The sequence below is a fragment of the Microbacterium sp. NPDC055988 genome (assembly GCF_042269505.1).
GTDB lineage: Bacteria > Actinomycetota > Actinomycetes > Actinomycetales > Microbacteriaceae > Microbacterium.
Map to the genome: position 1 here is coordinate 1,922,934 of NZ_JBHJXY010000001.1, position 18,468 is coordinate 1,941,401.

Consider the following 18,468-nt stretch of genomic DNA (forward strand, 5'->3'; position numbering starts at 1 on the left):
TCCAGTCTGCCCGGTTCGGTCGACGAAACAGCGGATGCCGCGACCGGAGAGGCCGCGGCATCCGCTGACGTGAAGGTGGGACTACTCCGCTGCGGGCGCCGGCGGCGCGGGCGGCGGCGGGGTGGTCGGCGTCGAGACACGCGGCGCGGGTGCCGCCGGCGTGGCCTCCGCGACTCCGGCCCCGAAACCGCGACCGACGGCCTGCCCCTGGATGATGCCGGCGAGGTCGAGCCCTGTGGCCGAGTGGACGCTGTCGAACACCGAGCGCAGTGCCTTGGCGCTGTCGGCGCCGACGACGTTGGAGGCGCCGTCTTCGCCGGAGCTGCCGATGATCGACACGTTGCCGATCGCCGCATAGCCCTTCGAGAACTCGGCCATGATCGACGGCAGCACCTCGAGCACGCGCTGCGAGAGGAAGGCGTCCTGGTTCGAGGCGATGGCCTTGGCTTCTGCCTCGAGGGCGGCAGCACGGGCATCACCCTCGGCGCGGATGGCGTCGGCTTCGGCGCTGGCACGCAGTCGGCGGGCCTCGGCCTCGGCTTCGGCCTGGGCGCGCAGGGCGTTCGCCTCACCGCTGGCTTTCGCGATCGCGGCCGCGGCCTCACCATCGGCGCGTGCCTTGTCGGCCTGGGCCTGCTGCTCGGCGATGCGAGTGCGGGCCTCGGCTTGCTTGACCTGCTCGATCGCGGCGGCCTCGGCGGCGCGCTCGCGCGTGTAGAGCTCGGCCTGTGCGCGCGTCTCGGCCTCATACCGCTGCGCGTCGGCGACGCGCTTGACGTCGGCGTCGAGCTGGGCCTGCTTGTTCTCGGCCTGCTGCTGGAGAACTGCCTGCTCGGCCTGGGCGCGGGCGAGGGCCTCCGCCTGCTCCGCCTCGGCGCGAGCGCGACCGATGCCGGAGTCGGAGTTGGCCGTGTTGGTGTCGAGCGCGGTCTGCTCGATCAGGTTGGCTTCCTTGTTGGCGATGTTCTTCTGGTTGATCGCGCGGTCGGCGTTGGTCTGCGAGATCTCGGCGGCCTGACGCTTCGCCTGGATCTCGGGGGCGCCGAGGGACTGGATGTAGCCGACCTTGTCGGTGATGCCCTTGATCTGGAAGGAATCCAGGATCAGACCCTGCTCCGCGAGCTCCTGCGAGACATCGGCGGCGATCTGGTCGGAGAACTTCTTCCGCTCCCGCATCAGCTCGACGACCGACAGCGTGGCGACGATTCCACGGAGGGCGCCTTCGAGCTGCTCGGTGGTGAACTGCTCGATCGCCTTGTCCTGCGAGGCGAAGCGCTCGGCCGCACGACGGACATAGAGGGGGTCGGAGCCGATCTTGACGATCGCGACGCCGTCGACGTTCAGGGTCACGCTGTCGAGGGACTGCGCTTCGGCGTTGAGGGAGACCTGGCGCGAGCGCAGGGAGATGATCTCGTGGCGCTGCGTGATCGGGTTGACCAGCGACTTGCCGTTCACGATGACCGTGACCGGCGATTCGGCCATCTCGGAACTGGTCGTCCCGTCGGCGGCGATGACCGCGCGCTGGATCTTCTGCTTGCGCCCCGAGATGACGAGTGCCTCGTCGGCTCGGGCGACCTTGATCCAGCTGCGCGCGAACAGCAGCAGGATGAGCAGCAGGACGACGGCGACGACGACTGCGATACCGACGATGACGAGGATGCCGACGATTCCGGCGATCTCCATGGATGACCTCCCTGGTTCCCCCCGAGGGGGCGGTCTGACGTGCCCGCGGCGGTGCAGGCGTACGCCCCCACCCTGCCAGAAAACGGAAGCGGGCCGTTCTCACGGCCTCCGCGTCAGCGGGTGCGGAGCTTCTCCGCGAGTTCGCGCAGTGTGCGCAGCTCGTCGTCGTCGAGACGCGACATGCGGTCGGCGATCGAGCGCCCGTGCACGGTGGCGAGGGAACGGAACGCCCGTGCACCTTCATCCGTCGCGCGGATCAGGGCACCGCGTCCGTCGTCGGGATCGGCGCACTTGGCCACGAGCCCGCGTGTGACCATGCGGTCGACCAGGCGTGAGACGCTCGGCTGGCTGATCAGCATGTTCGCGGTGATGTCGCGCAGCCGCGCGGTCATGCCGGGGGAGCGGGTCACCGTCAGCAGAACGTCGTACTCGGCCTGAGCCAGGTCGCTGTGCTCGAAGTCCGTCATCATCTCGGTGAACAGCTCGTGCTGCGCGCGGAACAGGCTCTCCCAGGCCTCCAGGGCGAGCTTGCGATCGGTCATCCTCACAGAATAGTGGGAACAGTAAAGGGCCGGTCGGAGAGGCTCCCGACCGGCCCTTGTCCCTTGCACCAAGAGTGTCCTGCAATCACATGCGGTGTATGCCACAGCAAACATTCACCGTGTGATCACTGTATAACGGCGAGATAACGAATGCAACGGTTTGGTCACGGAAATCTCAGGATCGGAGCGGCACCCCGATCGCGAGCCGCTGCTCCGCGAGCGGGCAGGCGAACACGTCGCGCTCGCCGAGTCCGACGCGGTTGATGTAGCGCACGACGATCGCGTACGAGGCGAACAAGCCGACCTGGGTATAGGCCACCCCGTGGGCCCGGCAGTAGTCGGCGATCAGAGGCGCGGCGCGGCGCAGGTGCGGATGCGGCATCGAAGGGAACAGGTGGTGTTCGACCTGATAGTTGAGGCCGCCCATCGCGATGTCGAGGAAGCGGCTCCCGCGGACGTTGCGACTCATGAGCACCTGCCGGCGGAGGAAATCGAGGGTCATCTCCCGCGGTACCACCGGCATCCCCTTGTGGTTCGGGGCGAAGGCGATGCCCATGTAGAACCCGAACAGCCCCAGCTGCACCGCGAGGAAGACGAACGCGATACCGGGCGAGAGCACGACGAACACCAGCACCAGGTACCCGATCATGCGGATGCTGAGGAAGGTGATCTCCGCCCACCGGCGTTCCAGCCGCCCGCGCGCGAACATGCGCCGCACGCTCGATGCGTGCAGCGACAGCCCCTCGAGGAGCAGGATCGGGAAGAACAGCACTCCCTGGTGTCCGCGCAGCCACGTGATGACCGGACCATGATGCCGGGCCGCGGCCTCGGGCGACACGGCGATGACGGGGAGTTCGATGTCGGGATCGGAGCCCAGCTTGTTCGGGTTCGCATGGTGGCGGGTGTGCTTGTGCTGCCACCAGCCGTAGCTCATGCCGACGAGGAGGTCGCCGAGGATCAGGCTGATCCAGTCGTTCCAGCGACCGGACACGAAGATCTGCCGGTGCGCCGCATCGTGTCCGAGGAAAGCGATCTGGGTGAACACCACCGCCAGGACAGCGGCCGTGAACAGCTGCCACCAGGTGTCGCCGATCCAGACGAAAGTGAGGAGGCAGGCGCCCAGGAGCACGGGGGCGGCGATGAGCTTGGTCCAGTAGTAGCCGTACCGGCGGTGGAGCAGCCCGCGATCTCGGACCTGCTGCGCGAGCTCGGTGAAGGCGCTCGCGGGACGAGGTGCGCTGTCAGGCGGGCGAGTGCGAACGGTCGGACGGATGCCGTCCATGATGACCTCTTCTCCGCGCCGACCTCTGCGGCGGCGCGTTCTGCGACCCTCGTCCTCAGCGATTCCCGGTCGTCGTCGAAAGCGGCCCTCGCCGGCGGGGTCAGCGTCAGGCTACGCCGCGAACCTGCGTACGCTCCCAGGTGGGGGCGGCCAGCCGCATGAGGTTTTACACGGATCACCGTCCTGGATGCGATACATTGCATGATAGGTAGAACTTCAGGCTCTACGTCGCTTCAGGCTCAGTGGAGGAAAATTGGCACTCTCAGGCGGACCCCTCGAGCGCAGGTCGATGAGCGACGAGGCCTATGCCCGTTTGCAGGACGCGATCATCAGCGGCGAGCTGCGTCCGGGCGAGCGTCTGCGGGACTACGAACTCGCCGAGCGACTGGGCACGTCGAAGACGCCGATCCGTCACGCGCTCGACCGCTTGGCCGATCACGGCCTGGTCGAGATGCAGCGCAACCGCTACACGCGGGTGGCGCCGATCGATCTCGATCGTGTCCGCAACGCCGTCGACCTCTTCGGCGACATCTGGATCGGCTCCGTGCGCCACGTCATGCCCGTGATCCAGGATGACGACGTCGCTTACCTCACCGACCTCGCGGACGACATGGCGAGGGCGGTCAAGTCCCGCGACGTCGCGGGCTTCGGTGTCGCTCTGCGTGCCATCGCCACCGGATTCGCTCGCATCGAGGGCAACTCCGCACGAGCAGTCGTCATCGAGCGGCTCGGGCCGCAGATCCGACGTTTCGGCGAGCACTCGCGGGACGCATTCGAGTGGGACAAGATCGAGGCGTTCGCGGCCGCCCTCCGCGAGGCGATGAATGCGCGCGACGCGGTCCAGACCCGTGCGGTGCTCGTCACGCTCTTCGACGACGTGCTCCTCACCACGATCGACCGCGCGGAAGCCGCAGGCTTCCCTGGGGTCGACGAGGACTGATCCACCCTGGATCGGGCATTCCGGGCGAACCCACAGGAACCGCAAAGGGTCGTCTCTTAGCCTGGAGAAACCAAGGGGAGTACTCCGATACGGTCGGGTCGTCATTACGGATGCACGTCGCATCCCGGGCCACCGGTTCCTGTTCAGGAATGGAGAAGACTTTGGCGGCGCTTTCGCGCCCCGAATCTGGAGTACCCGTTTGGATATCACCCCCCTGATCTGGATCATCACGATCGCGGTCACGATCGCCTTCTTCGTCTACGAGTTCTTCGCGCACGTGCGCACGCCTCACGAACCGACGATCGCCGAGTCGGCGCGCTGGTCGATCTTCTACATCAGCCTCGCCCTGCTGTTCGGCGTCGGCATCGGCGTCTTCTCCGGCTGGACGTTCGGCGGCGAGTACTTCGCCGGCTACCTGACCGAGAAGGCGCTGTCGATCGACAACCTGTTCGTCTTCCTCATCGTGATGACCGGCTTCGCGGTGCCGAAGATCTATCAGCAGAAGGTCCTGATGATCGGCATCGTGATCGCGCTGATCCTGCGCGGCATCTTCATCGCCGTCGGCGCGACGCTCATCGAGAACTTCTCCTGGATCTTCTACCTGTTCGGCGCGCTGCTGCTCGTGCTCGCCTACCGTCAGGCGTTCAGCAACCACGAGAGCAACCCGGCGAACGGCCGCTTCATGACGTTCGTCCGCCGACACCTGCCCGTCAGCGACGAGTACAACCGCGACAGGCTGACCGTCGTCAAGAACGGCAAGCGCTTCGTCACGCCGATGCTGTTGACGATCATCGCGATCGGGTTCATCGACCTGGTGTTCGCCGTCGACTCGATCCCCGCCATCTACGGACTCACCGACCAGGCGTACATCGTCTTCACCGCCAACGCCTTCGCGCTCATGGGTCTGCGCCAGCTCTACTTCCTCATCGGCGGACTGCTCGAGCGGCTCGTCTACCTGGCCCAGGGCCTCGCGGTCATCCTCGGGTTCATCGGCGTCAAGCTCGTCCTGCACGCGCTGCACGTCAACGAGCTGCCGTTCATCAACGGCGGCCAGGGCGTCGAGTGGGCGCCGGAAATCCCGATCTGGTTCTCGCTGCTGTTCATCGGCACCACCATCGCGGTGGCCACCGCGGCGAGTCTCATCAAGACCCGTCGAACGCCGGGCGCCGTCACCGCTTCCACCGACACCACCCCCACCATCACGCAGAAGGAGCACTCTTGAGCGCGCAGCGCTGTTCTGACTCTTCGGACTCTGACAGTACGAGCGCCCGGTTCATCCCGGGCGCTCACCCCACCACAGACGAGGCGGCCCGCTGATGGGCGACCTGCTCTGGAACATCGCCCTCGTCTTCGCGTTCGTGCTCATCGGCGGTGTCTTCGCCGCCACGGAGATGGCACTCGTCACGCTGCGCGAGAGCCAGATCAACGCGATCGGCCAACGCGGACGCCGAGGGGCGAAGGTCGCGGACCTCGCCCGCAACCCCAACACCTTCCTCTCGGCGGTGCAGATCGGTGTGACCGTGGCCGGGTTCGCCTCGGCCGCGTACGGTGCGACCTCGATCGCGCCGTCGCTGGCACCCGTGCTGGTTTCGTGGGGGCTCGCGCCTGCACTCGCCCTCACGATCGCGACACTCGTGCTGACGCTCGTCATCGCCTACCTGTCGCTCGTGCTCGGTGAGCTCGTGCCCAAGCGGCTCGCGATCCAGCGCAACGCGCAGTTCGCGTATGCGGTGGCGCCCGCCCTCAACGGCTTCGCCACGGTCATGCGTCCCGTGATCTGGCTGCTCTCGGTGTCGACGAACGCCCTCGTGAGGCTGCTCGGCGGCGACCCGCATAAGACCAGCGACGAGATGACCGACGAGGAGGTGCGCGACATCGTGGCCAGCCATCAGGGTCTGCCGGACGACGAGCGACGGATCCTCGACGACGTGCTCTCCTTGCGGGGCCGGCAGGTCAGCGAGGTCATGCGACCGCGCCCCGAGGTCGTCGCCCTCGACGAGGCCGCGAGAGTCGGCGAGGTGATGGCCCAGGTGCGGGACCTTCCGTACTCGCGCTACCCCGTCTCGGAGACCTCGATCGACGACATCACCGGATTCGTGCACGTCCGCGACCTGTTCGAGGCCGCGGCCGACGACCCGACGCGTCCGCTGCGCGCGCTCATGCGCGAGATCCCGTACATCCCGTCGTCTGCCCGGGTGCTGCCGACCCTGACCCGGATGCGCGCGGAGGGGCACCACATCGCCGTCGTCGTCGACGAATACGGCGGCACCGACGGCCTGGTCACCCTGGAAGACCTCGTGGAGGAGGTCGTCGGCGAGATCTTCGACGAGTACGACGCCGAGGTGTTCATCTCTGCCGACGACGGACTCGACGGGCGCCTCAACCTGCAGGACTTCGAGGAGGCCACGGGGCTGGCCATGCCGCGCGGCTCGTCCGACACGATCGCCGGGTTCGTGACGGAGCAGCTGGGCAGACTCGCCGTCGTCGGTGACACGGTCGAGGTGCCGGGCGCGACCATCCAGGTGGCGGAGCTCGATCGACGCCGGATCTCTCGCGTTCGAGTCACCCCCGCGCAGGTCGTGGAGCCGCAGGCCTGACCGCGCGATCGGCGGCGTTCAGGGCTGCGGCACGCGGCTGCCCAGGTCGCGGAGGCCCTCGGTCAGAATCTCGACCAGCAGGCGGGCATAGCGCCCGTCGCGGTCGAGGTCAGGATCGAAGACCGTGATCGAGGCGCCGACCGCGTGCGGGGCGATTTCGCGCAGCAGTGCGGTGAGATCGGCCGCCCCGATGCCGCCGGGGTCGGGGCTGTCGACGGCGGGCATGATGGCCGCATCGAGCACGTCGACGTCGACCTGGAGCCAGTACGCGGAGCCCGCCACGGCGGCGGCCGCGGCCCCGACATGGGCGGCGCCGCGAGAGAGGACGTCGGCGGAGGAGAAGACACCGCCCAGGGCGCCGCGCACCTCCGGCAGGTCTTCGTCATCGTCGCGGTGGCCGATGTGCGCGGTGCGCTGCGCGGGAAAGAGGGGACCGAACCCGTCGATGTCGGAGACGGCCGGCCAGTGCCTGCCGATCGCCGCGGCGAGAGCCTCTCCGGCCACGCTCGCACATTCGTCGCTGTTGCCCGGGTGGCGGAAGTCGGTGTGGCCGTCGACGTGCACCAGTCCGATGTCTCCACGGCGCACGGTCGCGAGACCCGCACCGAGCAGGATCGCGCAGTCGCCCCCGATCACGAGCGGAGCCTCGCCCCGGTCGAGTGCCGTGCCGATGCGTGAGGCCAGGCGCCGCGAATGGTCGATGGTCGCGCTCTCGTTGCGCACGTGCCCCGGCGCTCTCGTGGCGTCGTCGTCGACGTAGCGGCCGGCCAGGACGACCCCGGAGTCGGTGGCGCCGAGCTCGGCGAACTGTGCGAAAAGCCCGGCTTCGCGCAGGGCCTCCGGGGCCTTTGCGGCGCCGGGGACGCTGCCCGGCTCGGGGGGACGGAGGCCGAGGTTCGAGGGAGCCGACAGCAACGTGATCATGCCTGCATCCTGCCCCGGGGGTCGGACATTCGTGCGGGCTCAGGCCGGGAAGCGCACCCCGGTGATGCTCTCCGCCGCCGCCCACAGCGCCGACCCGATCGCCGCGGAGTGCACCTGGTCCGACGCGGCAACCCGCGCCGGTGCTCCACGGAACTCGAGCAGACCACCGGGACCCCAGTAGTCGCCGTTCCTCACCTCTTCGGCCGTGGCCGCATGGACGACGGGCAGTGCACCGCCGTCCTTGCCCTGCACGAGCAGGCGGGTCGGCGCGGACAGGGCGCGGACGAAGCCCGAGACTTCGGCGAGACTCGGACGCGGCGGGGTGAGCGGGTCGACCGCATAGCCCGGGTGTGCGCAGACAGCCATTCGGTTGGAACCCGACCAGCGTCGGGACAGTTCGAAGGTGAAAGACATCAGCGCTGCCTTCGACCGCCCGTACTGCCGGAGCGAGGAGCCGGTCCACGGGGCGTCGAGAGTTGCGGGATCGAGGGTCGCGAAACGGTGGGCGATCGAGCCGACGGCGACGACGCGGGCGTCCGGGGCGAGAACCGGCTCGAGCTGCGCCGCGAGCGCGAAGTGCCCGAGGAAGTTCGTGCCGACCATGAGGTCGAACCCGTCGCCGGTGCGGGCCGAGCGGTCGGCCGCCTTGACCCCGGCGTTGCAGATCACCGCGTCGATCCGTTCGCCGATTCCCGCCGCAGCGCCGCGCACGCTGTCGAGGGAGCCGAGGTCGAGCGGCAGCACGCGCAGGTCGGCACCCGGTGCCTGATCGCGGATCGCTGTCACCGCCGTCGCCGCGCGTTCGGGGGAGCGGCATCCGAGCAGCACCCGCGCACCCCGCGCGGCGAGCTGCTCCGCGCACCAGTACCCGATGCCGGCGTTCGCGCCGGTGACGAGCATCGTGCGTCCGAGCAGATCGCGGGTGGAGTTCATTCTTCCAACCTACGGTGCGCTGGGTGAGATCGCCGTTGCGCAGGGTGATCGTGCGTCCTCGCCGGCGAACTCAAGCTCCGCGGGTCGTTGTAGAGCGGGACGAACCGTCGTCGGCAGGAAACCGAAATCATCGCCGAGAACGTGAACGCATCCACACGGTCCGCAGGCTCCGTCATCGTGAACAGGGACGGGCGATGACCGGCCGCTCAGGCGAGCGACACCGGGCCCCTGGCCGCGCCTTCCTGACCGGCAGCGACGTCTGGAATGGACTAAGCCGCGCTGCCGCGGGAGCGGTAAGCCCCGATGGCTTGCCACACTCGCCGACCCTCCCGTCGAACCGGCGCGACCCATTCGAGGGGGTCAAGACTGAAGGTCGCGCGGCGAGTCTGAGGAGGTCTCCGAACTCAGTCCCTGCATATGAGGGCAAGCATTGCCTGATGTATTGCGGCAGCAATCGAGCAGTCCCGTCTCCTTAGTGTCAAGAGCATCGATCCCCAAGTCGTCGACGCCGATAGCGGCCACGGCGTCCGTAATCGCGCTCCGCTTCGAGTCCGCAGTGCGTTCTCGGCTCGGGCCGGGTTGTCCCAGAAATCGATATGTCGGTATGGAACAGCCCATCTTCTGGACTGCACCCCAGGAGAGTGAAAGATTCGTGTTGATGCATCGCGATGAGCATCGCCGCAACGCTTTAAGGGAAATTGACTTCGTGAACACCAGCAGCCAGCAGCGCCCTGAGCGTCCACTGCGATTGAACTACTCGCTCTTCGTGGCGGAGACCGATCAGGGGCTAGCCATTAACGTCGCGGATGCTGACCCCATCACGCTTCAGGGTGACTATGAGTTGCTCTTGCGTGTACTCGCAGCGGCTGATGGGGTGGCAGTTGAAGCCGAGATCGTCTCTTCCCTGCGCAGCGATTACTCCCAGGACCAGGTCACGCAGGCTCTTGAGTTCGCGCGGTCTCGGAACCTCGTCAGAGAGGTCTCCACGATCGACCCTATTCACTCGCGAGACCTGGGTAAGTGGGACCGTCAGATTCGGAATTTCACCAACCTGAGTGGGGTGAGCGATGACGAGGCCCTGAGCTTCCATCAGCAGCTGGCTGAGTCCCACGTCCTCGTTCTCGGTGTTGGCGGCGTAGGCGGTTATGTGGCCTCCGCCGCAGCAATGATGGGGATCGAACGGTTGACGGTCGCCGACTTCGACACGATCGAGCTGAGCAACACCTCCCGGCAGATCCTCTACACCGAAGCCGACGTTGGCCGCACCAAGCTAGAAGTAGCCCTCCAGGAACTGACCAGAAGAGCGCCGGCTGCGAGCATCAACGCTATCGACGCCGAAGTTACGGACGTCGACTCGATGAAGAGACTGCTGAACCAGGCGACGGAGAAAAACGGACACATCGATCTTCTTGTCCTGTGCGCCGACCAGCCGCGCGGCAAGATTGCCTACATCGTCGATCAAGCGTGCAGCGAGTCAATGACACCGGTCCTGATGTGCGGCCCGCACGACTTCTCGTGGGCGTCGGTTGGACCGCTGATCATTCCGGGAACCACAGGTAGCTATTCCGAGCTGTTCCCCAAGGACTCCACGCGGATGACCGGTCCTCTGGTCAGCAAAGTAAATGATCGATTCGTAGCCAACATCATGGAGCCCTACAACGGACTCGCAGCGAAGATGGCACTCGTCGAAGCAGTGAAGTTCCTTTCTGGGTACGCACGACCATTTGTCGAAGGACGAGTGGTCGACCTCGACACCACGAATTGGTCCGTGACTGTCCATGACATCACCTAAAGGCACTCCGATTCCCCAGTCTGTGACAGGGGCGCGCGGCGTCTACGACGCACTTGCGATCCTGCATCGACGTGGATTCGCGAAGCTAGACCTCAACGCAATCAAGCAGTATCGCGACGTCTCAGATCCGGTGAAACTTGCCCGGCTCTTGCGCGGTGTAGACACTGTGGAAGAGCTAATCATCAAGATCGGGCGATCAGACTCCGACTTTCGACACTCGATCGTTCCAAGTCCGGCAGAAGTGTCGGAACCAGCTGCACGGCGACGAGAACGTCCGTCCTTCGCTCAGCCAATCGAACCATTCGCGGGCACCATCACCCGTGTCAAGGAGGTGCGCGGAATCGAGGTCATGCTTCGAAAGCGCACGAAGAACAACGTCATCGTCTGCGGCGAAGCAGGAAGCGGGAAAACTGCACTGGTCGAAGCGCTTGCAACCCTTCGACCAGACCTGGGGCCATTCTGGCGAGTGGACCCAGGCGCACTGGTGGGGGGAACAGGGCATCGCGGAGAGCTCGAAGGCCGCCTCAGCGAGCTCTTCACGTTCGCCTCGTCAACCAAGAGCACGATCTTCATTGACGAGATCCACTCCCTTGCACGGATGGGCGTCGCCGAAGGCTCCATCAACGTTCTAGATGTGATGAAACCGCACCTCGTGCATCCAGACTTTCGAGTCATCGGCGCGACGACGCCCGAGGAGCTTCCATTCATCCTCCGTGATTCCGCCTTCCAGCGCCGGTTCACAGTCATGCGTCTTCAAGAACTTTCGTCAAATCAACTCAAAGACGTCTTTGACGGATACATTTCCAACTCGGAGACGCTACAGCCTTTCACTGGGGCCTTCAGCGAAGTCATGCACTTCGTCGATCGTCTAGGCCGTCCGACGAGCCATGTCGATGCTCTCCTCGATTTCCTCGAGCATGCAGAGGCCTACCTCGCTCTCAACCCAATCCGCTCCACTCCGGTTCATCAGGTCCTGAGTGCGGCCGGAGCAAGCTACTTCGAGTTCCAACATCTTCCCGATGCACGGGAACCCGACCGCATGGAAGGAGGTGAAAGATGAGCAACGACACTCAGGTGATCGCAGACGCCTATACGGTGATCGCGACTGACGCCAAGACGGTGGCTGCCGTTCGCACCCACTCGATGACGCCGTAAGGTCATTGGTGGGACGTCGCCGAAACGCGACGTCCCACCTTTACGTCCGAGGAAACAAGATGAGAATGAAGTCCTATTTTGGCGTGAGCTCACTCGCAACATTTGCGAGAGTGCTGCCCCAGGCAGTACTCACCCCGATCCTGCTCTCCAAAGGTCTGCAATACGACAGCATCATTTGGACGCAGGTCGTCTATATGATTGCCCTCACGCTCTTCGAGTTTCCCTCCGGATTGCTTGCGGACCGATTCTCCCGAAAGAAGCTCTACGTACTCTCGATCGTCGTCATCGGGGGAGCATACGGAATCGTCTGGTTTGGAGAGGGTCTCGCCGTCATGTGCGTCGCGTGGGCGATGTACGCGGCAGGAACGGCGTTGAGCAGTTCGACCATGGACATACACTATGCGTCGATTCTTCGCGACGATGAGCCATCGTTCCGACGGTTCTTTGCGCTTGATCGCAACGTGATCCTCGCCGCCACCATCATCAGCGCCCTTGCTACCTCCGCGCTGTACCCACTCATCGGGATCGGTGTGTACGTCGTCTCGATCATCAGCTTCGCGATCGCGGCAGCATACGGTGCGATCGCCCTGCCCAAGACACCCATCGTTCGCGAAAGTCAGGAAGAAGCGCCTCCCCGGGTTCTTGAGGCACTGCGACGTGACCCATGGCTTGTCCTGGCTATGCTGCTCTTCGCGCTCACCCAACTCGCCTTCACGCCGTTCTTCCAAATGTGGCAGATGGTATTCCTCGACGTGGGACTCGATCCAAGCTGGTTTGGCGTGATCTTCGTCGCATTCCAGATCATCAACATCGCTTCGAACGTGGCCTGGGCACGCCTACGGCATCGGCAGAGCGTGAGCTTCGCGCTGCTCGGCGCCCTCCTGGCTCTTGGAGCTGGAATCTTGGCGGCAGGAGGAGGGTGGACCATTGTTCTCGTCGCACTGATTCCGTTCCCCCTGTTCCTGTACTCCAATAGTCTGGTCTTCTCTCTACAGTCCCGAGCCCCTGTGGCTCTGATGTCGTCGATGAGCTCTCTGATGGGAACAGCCAGCACTATTGGCGCAATTCTTGCTCTGAGCATCTGCCTTCTTGGGCTTCAGATCACAGCGCCCAGCGTGATTCTTGGTGGTAGCTTGATCACGTTCGGCCTACTCTCCGTGGGGCTCCTCGCTGTAGCCATCCGCCAGAGGTTCGCCGATTCTCCCGCGCAAGGGCGTGATCCTGTGGAGTCTGCCGCCTGATGGCCTCAGTGCGGGCGACAGGAACGGCGTTGCCGCCGCGGAGATGATGGTGGCATCAGTGACTCCCGCCGTCGCGCGACCCTCACCTTGCTTGCTCACTGAACCGGCGCTGGCTGGGGTAGGCCGCGCGGATGCCTCCCAGCTCAGTGATGGTGCTCGTCGTGCTCATCTTCGAGGAGCATGCCGACCGAGGTCGCGCAGGCGTCGCCCTTCCACGCCTCGACGCCCTCGCGCACGGCGAAGGCCGCGATGACCAGCCCGGCGACGGCATCCGCCCACCACCACCCGAGCAGGGAGTTCGCGACCAGTCCGATCAGGACCGCGGCCGAGAGGTACGTGCAGATGAGTGTCTGCTTCGAGTCCGCGACGGCGGTGGCGGAGCCGAGTTCTCGACCCGCACGGCGTTCGGCGAACGAGAGGAAGGGCATGACAGCGACGCTGACGGCGGTCAGCACGATGCCGACGGTGCTGTGCTCCGGGCGCTCGGCCGTGACCAGCGCCGCCACCGAAGTCGCGGTGACGTAGGCGGCGAGGGTGAAGAAGGCGACCGCGATGACGCGCAGGGCCGGCTTCTCCCAGCGCTCCGGATCACGGCGGGTGAACTGCCAGGCGACCACCCCCGCAGAGAGGACCTCGATCGTAGAGTCCAGGCCGAACCCGATGAGCGCGGCAGAGGAGGCAACGGATCCGGCGGCGATCGCGATGACCGCCTCGATCAGGTTGTAGGCGATCGTGATGCCGACGATGAGGCGGATGCGGCGATGCAGGGTCTCGCGGCGGGTGAGGGTGAGTGTGGCGGTCATCAGCAGGTGCAGCCTTCGCCGGAGCAGCAGTCCGGCTCCACGATGAGCGTCACCCGCATGAGCATGTCGAGCGCGGGTGCGAGGTGCCGGTCCGCCAGGCGATAGCTGCTGCGGCGGCCGTCGGGCACGCTCTCGACGAGGCCGCATCCGCGCAGACACGCGAGATGGTTCGACATGGTCTGGCGCGAGACGCCGAGCGCTTCGGCGAGGTCGGCGGGATAGCGCGGGGACTCTCGCAGCGCGAGCAGGACGCCGGCACGGGTGGGATCGGAGAGTGCGTGTCCGAGGCGGGCGACGGCGGCAGTGTGCGTGGGGGAGGAGGCGAGCGCGGCGGTCACGAATCCAGTGTACAGAGAACACTGAATTCACGAGATGATGAACAGAGGCGGGGCGACGAGTCCGTCGCCCCGCCTCGTGAAACTCAACGGATCGCGTACACCGCGCTGCCGACGATGACGGCCACGATGGTCGTCCAGCCGATGATCGCCAGCGCCTGCCAGAAGAGGATGCGGCCCTTGCCGATGCCGGACGCAGCGAGCATCGTCGCGGTGAACTGGGTCGGCAGCAGAAGCGGGCCGAGCAGGCTGACTCCGGGAACGCCGTAGCGCTCGAACGCGCGCTGGAACTTCTCCCGACGCGCGGTACCGCGCCCGGTGTCAGCAGTGTCCGCGTGCACCTCGTCTGCCGTGCCGCCGCCGGCGAGGGCCACTGCCTTTGCGCGCGAGCGATTCACGACGGCCTGTCGCGCTCCGGAACTCACCAGCACCACCACCAGGACGCAGAGGAAGTTGCCCACGATCGCGGCGATCGCGGCGACCACGGGCGGGATGCCGCCGATGATGCCGATGCTCACCGCGCCCTCGCCCTCGATGAAGGGGATCGCGCCGGCGAGGGCGACGATGAGCGGCTGCACGAGCTCGGGAACCTGGGCGACCAGGTTCTGGAAGGTCTCGATGAGGTTCATGGGGATGCTCCCTGGTGTCGGTGCCAGCGGTGTCTCCGCTGCGATGACTCCAGTCCACTCGACGGGCGGTCCCCGCGGCAGTGTCGGGCCGTCACCGCTTCCCGGGTGGATCGCATGACGCATCCGTGACAACTGTCACGGCCCTATCGTGGGAGCGTGAGCAGCCCCGCCGAGCCCCTCGCCCCCGTCGAACCGAGTCCGGGGGCGCGTCAGCTGTCCCGCGGGGTGACGGCCACCTGGTGGTACACGGCGAGCGCCGTCGTCATGTTCGAGGTCGCCCTGGTGGCCGCGTGGACGCTCGTGATGCTCGCGATCGACCGTCAGGGCTTCTCCGCTCTGGTCGTCGGCGGTGGCGGACTGCTCTGGAGTGCTTCCACGCTCCCGCTGCTGGCCGACTATCGGCACCGACTCGACGCCGAGCCGGGCGTGCGATGGCTGCGTCTGGCCGTGCCGTTCCTCGTCGCGGTGGTATACGGAGTCGCCGCCGGAGCAGTGGTCGGCAGCTGGCAGCTCGCCCTGATGCCCATCGTGCAGTCGCTCGTGCTGCTCAACTGGCAGCGCGGCGTGCGGTACAAGGTGGTCATCGCCGCCACGATCGTCCTCGCCGCCGTCGCCGTCGTCGATTCCACTCTCGACGTCTCGGACGAGATCCCGCTCCTGGTTCCCGTCGTCTACACGGTGTTCCTGCCCGTGATGACCGTGACCTCGCTGTGGTGGTGGGACGTGCTGATCACGCTGGATCGGGCTCGCGCATCCGAGGCGAGGCTCGCCGCCACGCAGGAACGGCTGCGGGTGGCCACGGATGTGCACGATCTGCAGGGTCATCACCTCCAGGTGATCGCCCTGCAGTTGGAACTGGCGGAACGTCTGCTGCCGACCGACCCCGACGCGGGGATGGAGCAGCTTCGTGCCGCTCGGGTCAGCGTCGATGAGGCACGTCAGGGCACCAGGGACCTCGCCACCCGCTTCCGCTCGGTGCCGCTGGGGGATGAACTCGCCAATGCCCGCGACCTGCTGACGGCGGCGGGGTTGGATGTGGAGTCCGCCATCGATGCGGATGCCGATGCGGCGCCGGCGTCAGCGCTCGGTCCGGTGATCCGGGAGACGACGACGAACGTGCTGCGGCACGGCGGCGGCCGACATGCGCGTCTCCTGCTTGCCCGAACCGGCGATGCCTGGCGGTACGAGATCGCGAACGACGTGATCGCCGGTGCCGAGACCGAACACGACGGCTCGGGCCTCGAGGGCGTGCAGCGGAGGATCGAGGAGGCGCACGGCTCGCTCGAAGTTCGGCGCGACGCCGAGGAGTTCGTGGTCGTCGTGACCGTACCGACGCGCGAGGAGGGTGCTCGATGATCCGCGTGCTGCTCGCTGACGACGAGGTGATGATCCGCTCCGCTCTCGCGGCGCTCCTGCGCCTGGAGCCGGACATCGAGGTCATCGCCGAATGCGCCGACGGCGAGCAGGCCGTCGCCGAAGCCCTGCGCCTGCAGCCGGACGTGTGCCTGCTGGACCTCGAGATGCCGGGCCTCGACGGCGTGCAGGTCGCCGAGAAGCTGAACAGGACGATCGCGACGCGGTGCGTGGTCGTCACCCGTCATGCGCGCCCGGGCGTGCTCCGTCGCGCTCTGGCCTCGGGGGTCTCGGGCTTCCTGCCGAAGTCCCGCGGTGCCGACGAGGTCGCCGCCGTCATCCGCCGGGTCGCCGCCGGCGCCCGCTACGTGGACCCCGAGATCGCCGCGGATGCTCTGAGCGACGAGCGTTCCCCTCTCACCGACCGGGAACTCGACGTGCTGCGCGCCGGGCGCCGCGGCGAGACGACCGGGCAGATCGCGCGGGCGCTCTCTCTCGCCCCGGGGACCGTGCGCAACCACATCTCGGTCATCCTCGGGAAGCTCTCCGTCGGCACGCGTCAGCAGGCCGTGCTCATCGCCGAGGATCGCGGCTGGATCTGACGGCCGATATGCTGTCGGGCATGGGAACGATATGCGCCGCGCCCGTGATGGGGCGCAACCTCGTGTTCCGCGACCGCCGCGCCTGACGGCGCGCTCGCTCTTCGCACGCATCTGCGCGCCGTCCACCGAGATGTCATCGCACCTCGGGACGGGCAGTCCTCACTGACGCCGCCTGGCGTCCTCCCTCCTTCGAGGTGCTCCGATTCTTCTTCTGGAGCGCACTCATGCCTCGTTCAATCCATGGCGGCCGTCACGAACTCGGCCAGAACTTCCTCACCCATCGTCCGACCCTCGCCCGCATCACCGACCTCGTCGGGCGCACCTCGGGCTCGATCCTCGAGCTCGGCTGCGGTGATGGCGCACTCACCCGCTCGCTCACGACACTCGGCAGACCCCTCGCTGCGATCGACATCGACGAGCACCGTGTGCATCGGCTCCGAAGGGCACTGCCCGGCGTGCGCATCGAGGTCGCGGATGCGACCCGCCATCCGCTCGACGCGGACGTCGTCGTCGGCAACATCCCCTTCCATGTGACGACGCCCATCCTGCGGCGGCTGCTGTCGAGTCGTGGGTGGGGCCAGGCGGTCCTGTTGACGCAGTGGGAGGTCGCGCGCAAGCGGGCCGGCGTCGGCGGCGGCACGATGATGACCGCGCAGTCCGCGCCGTGGTTCGAGTTCTCGCTGGAGGGCCGCGTCCCGGCATGGGGGTTCTCGCCGCAGCCGAGCGTCGACGGCGGGGTGCTCGCCATCACCCGCCGCGGCTCACCGCTCGTGCCGGCACCCGATCGCCGGGCGTACGAGGCGTTCGTGCGAGCGATGTTCACGGGCCGAGGATCGAACCTCGCTGCTGTGGTGGCCACGGCGGCGCGCGCACCCCTGTCTCGGGGTCGACAGTTGGTCACGGCGGCCGGCGCCGAAGACCGGCGTCTTCCCCGCGATCTCGGCCCCGAGCACTGGGCGGCGCTCTGGCGCCACGTCTCCCGCGGGTGAGATGACCGGGCCGTCTCGCGCACCCGGCGCGCGTCGGCCCGGCCTGCTCGTGGTGAGCCCGACGTCGGAGCATCCGGGTAGCCTCGACGCATGTCCGCTTTCGGAACGCTCGCGACCCCGGTCGGTGTCGTCGGCGTCGTCAGTGACGGCGTGGCGATCACCCGGGTCACGTGGCGGTCCACTCCGCCGGACGGCGCCACCGAGCAGCCGGATGCGCTGCTCGCGGAGGCGCTCGCGCAGCTGGCCGCCTACTTCGCGGGCACGCTGCGCCGATTCGACGTTCCCGTCGACCTCGGCGTGCAGACCGTGGCGACCAGAGCCGTGCTCACGGCTCTGCACGAGACGGTCGGGCACGGCGAGACGATCACGTACGGCGGCCTCGCCGCGCGCAGCGGCACCGACGTCCCGGCTAGGGGCATCGGGTCGATCATGGGGGCGTACCCCGTCCCGCTGATCGTGCCCTGCCATCGGGTCGTGGCCGGCGACGGCCTCGGCGGATACTCGGGCGGCGACGAAGGTCGCGGGCTCGAGACCAAGCGTTGGCTGCTGGAGCACGAGGGGGCTCTGCCGACCTCGCTGTTCTGAGCCGGAGCGACGGCCTGCGTCATCCCGTCATCTTGCCGGCGAACACCCTGCGAGAATGGACGTGCCGAGTCCCGAGCCGAGGA

The 18,468-nt window shown here is 66.9% G+C and carries 18 protein-coding genes; 10 read left to right on the forward strand and 8 right to left on the reverse strand.

What is annotated here, in order from left to right; genetic code table 11:
* Positions 1-81 precede the first annotated feature (81 nt).
* From ACFC14_RS09210 to ACFC14_RS09220, 3 genes are all read right to left on the reverse strand, one after another.
* Complete coding sequence (locus tag ACFC14_RS09210) at positions 82-1,683, reverse strand: SPFH domain-containing protein (RefSeq protein ID WP_376103283.1); 1,602 nt, start codon at positions 1,681-1,683, stop codon at positions 82-84.
* A 113-nt stretch (positions 1,684-1,796) separates the two neighbouring features.
* Complete coding sequence (locus ACFC14_RS09215) at positions 1,797-2,225, reverse strand: MarR family winged helix-turn-helix transcriptional regulator (RefSeq protein WP_376103286.1); 429 nt, start codon at positions 2,223-2,225, stop codon at positions 1,797-1,799.
* Positions 2,226-2,400: 175 nt separating this feature from the next.
* Positions 2,401-3,507 carry a fatty acid desaturase family protein gene (locus tag ACFC14_RS09220; protein ID WP_376103289.1) on the reverse strand — a complete coding sequence of 369 codons (1,107 nt, stop codon included), beginning with the start codon at positions 3,505-3,507 and terminating at the stop codon, positions 2,401-2,403.
* Between the two features lie 289 nt (positions 3,508-3,796).
* Here ACFC14_RS09220 and ACFC14_RS09225 point away from each other — a divergent pair, with 289 nt between their 5' ends.
* The 3 genes from ACFC14_RS09225 to ACFC14_RS09235 all read left to right on the forward strand — a co-directional run bounded on the left by ACFC14_RS09225 (position 3,797) and on the right by ACFC14_RS09235 (position 7,044).
* Positions 3,797-4,447, forward strand: a complete 651-nt coding sequence (locus ACFC14_RS09225) for a GntR family transcriptional regulator (RefSeq protein WP_376103292.1) — start codon at positions 3,797-3,799, stop codon at positions 4,445-4,447.
* 199 nt (positions 4,448-4,646) lie between these two features.
* On the forward strand, positions 4,647-5,669 hold the full coding sequence (locus ACFC14_RS09230; RefSeq protein WP_376103295.1) for a TerC family protein: 1,023 nt from the start codon (positions 4,647-4,649) through the stop codon (positions 5,667-5,669).
* A gap of 94 nt (positions 5,670-5,763) precedes the next feature.
* Positions 5,764-7,044, forward strand: coding sequence for a hemolysin family protein (locus ACFC14_RS09235; protein ID WP_376103297.1), 1,281 nt, complete (start codon positions 5,764-5,766; stop codon positions 7,042-7,044).
* Positions 7,045-7,062: 18 nt separating this feature from the next.
* Here ACFC14_RS09235 and ACFC14_RS09240 read toward each other — a convergent pair whose 3' ends face one another.
* Together ACFC14_RS09240 and ACFC14_RS09245 are read right to left on the reverse strand one after the other, a co-directional pair.
* Complete coding sequence (locus ACFC14_RS09240; protein WP_376103300.1) at positions 7,063-7,968, reverse strand: arginase family protein; 906 nt, start codon at positions 7,966-7,968, stop codon at positions 7,063-7,065.
* A 39-nt stretch (positions 7,969-8,007) separates the two neighbouring features.
* Complete coding sequence (locus ACFC14_RS09245; protein ID WP_376103302.1) at positions 8,008-8,901, reverse strand: SDR family NAD(P)-dependent oxidoreductase; 894 nt, start codon at positions 8,899-8,901, stop codon at positions 8,008-8,010.
* Between the two features lie 604 nt (positions 8,902-9,505).
* Between ACFC14_RS09245 and ACFC14_RS09250 the strand changes: the two genes are divergently transcribed.
* The 3 genes from ACFC14_RS09250 to ACFC14_RS09260 all read left to right on the forward strand — a co-directional run bounded on the left by ACFC14_RS09250 (position 9,506) and on the right by ACFC14_RS09260 (position 13,089).
* Positions 9,506-10,693: a ThiF family adenylyltransferase gene (locus ACFC14_RS09250; RefSeq protein WP_376103305.1), complete on the forward strand. Its 1,188-nt coding sequence runs from the start codon at positions 9,506-9,508 to the stop codon at positions 10,691-10,693.
* A complete protein-coding gene (locus tag ACFC14_RS09255; protein WP_376103308.1) occupies positions 10,680-11,753 on the forward strand; it encodes an AAA family ATPase in 1,074 nt (357 codons plus the stop codon). The genes ACFC14_RS09250 and ACFC14_RS09255 overlap by 14 nt, the downstream gene beginning before the upstream one ends.
* Positions 11,754-11,907: 154 nt before the next feature.
* Positions 11,908-13,089 (forward strand): MFS transporter, encoded by a 1,182-nt coding sequence (locus ACFC14_RS09260; RefSeq protein ID WP_376103310.1) that lies wholly within the window; start codon positions 11,908-11,910, stop codon positions 13,087-13,089.
* A 143-nt stretch (positions 13,090-13,232) separates the two neighbouring features.
* Here the strand turns inward: ACFC14_RS09260 and ACFC14_RS09265 are convergent, their stop codons facing one another.
* The 3 genes from ACFC14_RS09265 to ACFC14_RS09275 all read right to left on the reverse strand — a co-directional run bounded on the left by ACFC14_RS09265 (position 13,233) and on the right by ACFC14_RS09275 (position 14,856).
* On the reverse strand, positions 13,233-13,892 hold the full coding sequence (locus ACFC14_RS09265) for a cation transporter (protein WP_376103313.1): 660 nt from the start codon (positions 13,890-13,892) through the stop codon (positions 13,233-13,235).
* On the reverse strand, positions 13,892-14,230 hold the full coding sequence (locus ACFC14_RS09270) for an ArsR/SmtB family transcription factor (RefSeq protein WP_376103315.1): 339 nt from the start codon (positions 14,228-14,230) through the stop codon (positions 13,892-13,894). Before ACFC14_RS09270 ends, ACFC14_RS09265 begins: the two co-directional genes overlap by 1 nt.
* An 83-nt stretch (positions 14,231-14,313) precedes the next feature.
* Positions 14,314-14,856, reverse strand: a complete 543-nt coding sequence (locus ACFC14_RS09275; RefSeq protein WP_376103317.1) for a small multidrug efflux protein — start codon at positions 14,854-14,856, stop codon at positions 14,314-14,316.
* A 156-nt stretch (positions 14,857-15,012) separates the two neighbouring features.
* Here ACFC14_RS09275 and ACFC14_RS09280 point away from each other — a divergent pair, with 156 nt between their 5' ends.
* From ACFC14_RS09280 to ACFC14_RS09295, 4 genes are all read left to right on the forward strand, one after another.
* A complete protein-coding gene (locus tag ACFC14_RS09280) occupies positions 15,013-16,212 on the forward strand; it encodes a sensor histidine kinase (protein WP_376103320.1) in 1,200 nt (399 codons plus the stop codon).
* Positions 16,209-16,811, forward strand: coding sequence for a response regulator (locus ACFC14_RS09285; RefSeq protein ID WP_376103323.1), 603 nt, complete (start codon positions 16,209-16,211; stop codon positions 16,809-16,811). The genes ACFC14_RS09280 and ACFC14_RS09285 overlap by 4 nt, the downstream gene beginning before the upstream one ends.
* Positions 16,812-17,035: 224 nt before the next feature.
* Positions 17,036-17,800, forward strand: coding sequence for a ribosomal RNA small subunit methyltransferase A (locus tag ACFC14_RS09290; protein ID WP_376103326.1), 765 nt, complete (start codon positions 17,036-17,038; stop codon positions 17,798-17,800).
* A 90-nt stretch (positions 17,801-17,890) separates the two neighbouring features.
* Positions 17,891-18,385 (forward strand): methylated-DNA--[protein]-cysteine S-methyltransferase, encoded by a 495-nt coding sequence (locus tag ACFC14_RS09295; protein WP_376103328.1) that lies wholly within the window; start codon positions 17,891-17,893, stop codon positions 18,383-18,385.
* The last annotated feature ends 83 nt before the right edge of the window (positions 18,386-18,468 follow it).

Coding starts and splice junctions, on each gene's coding strand:
- ACFC14_RS09210 (WP_376103283.1), bottom strand. CDS start 1,683: ATGGAGATCGCCGGAATCGTCGGCATCCTCGTCATCGTCGGTATCGCA.
- ACFC14_RS09215 (WP_376103286.1), bottom strand. CDS start 2,225: ATGACCGATCGCAAGCTCGCCCTGGAGGCCTGGGAGAGCCTGTTCCGC.
- ACFC14_RS09220 (WP_376103289.1), bottom strand. CDS start 3,507: ATGGACGGCATCCGTCCGACCGTTCGCACTCGCCCGCCTGACAGCGCA.
- ACFC14_RS09225 (WP_376103292.1), top strand. CDS start 3,797: ATGAGCGACGAGGCCTATGCCCGTTTGCAGGACGCGATCATCAGCGGC.
- ACFC14_RS09235 (WP_376103297.1), top strand. CDS start 5,764: ATGGGCGACCTGCTCTGGAACATCGCCCTCGTCTTCGCGTTCGTGCTC.
- ACFC14_RS09240 (WP_376103300.1), bottom strand. CDS start 7,968: ATGATCACGTTGCTGTCGGCTCCCTCGAACCTCGGCCTCCGTCCCCCC.
- ACFC14_RS09245 (WP_376103302.1), bottom strand. CDS start 8,901: ATGAACTCCACCCGCGATCTGCTCGGACGCACGATGCTCGTCACCGGC.
- ACFC14_RS09250 (WP_376103305.1), top strand. CDS start 9,506: ATGGAACAGCCCATCTTCTGGACTGCACCCCAGGAGAGTGAAAGATTC.
- ACFC14_RS09255 (WP_376103308.1), top strand. CDS start 10,680: ATGACATCACCTAAAGGCACTCCGATTCCCCAGTCTGTGACAGGGGCG.
- ACFC14_RS09260 (WP_376103310.1), top strand. CDS start 11,908: ATGAGAATGAAGTCCTATTTTGGCGTGAGCTCACTCGCAACATTTGCG.
- ACFC14_RS09265 (WP_376103313.1), bottom strand. CDS start 13,892: ATGACCGCCACACTCACCCTCACCCGCCGCGAGACCCTGCATCGCCGC.
- ACFC14_RS09275 (WP_376103317.1), bottom strand. CDS start 14,856: ATGAACCTCATCGAGACCTTCCAGAACCTGGTCGCCCAGGTTCCCGAG.
- ACFC14_RS09285 (WP_376103323.1), top strand. CDS start 16,209: ATGATCCGCGTGCTGCTCGCTGACGACGAGGTGATGATCCGCTCCGCT.
- ACFC14_RS09290 (WP_376103326.1), top strand. CDS start 17,036: ATGCCTCGTTCAATCCATGGCGGCCGTCACGAACTCGGCCAGAACTTC.
- ACFC14_RS09295 (WP_376103328.1), top strand. CDS start 17,891: ATGTCCGCTTTCGGAACGCTCGCGACCCCGGTCGGTGTCGTCGGCGTC.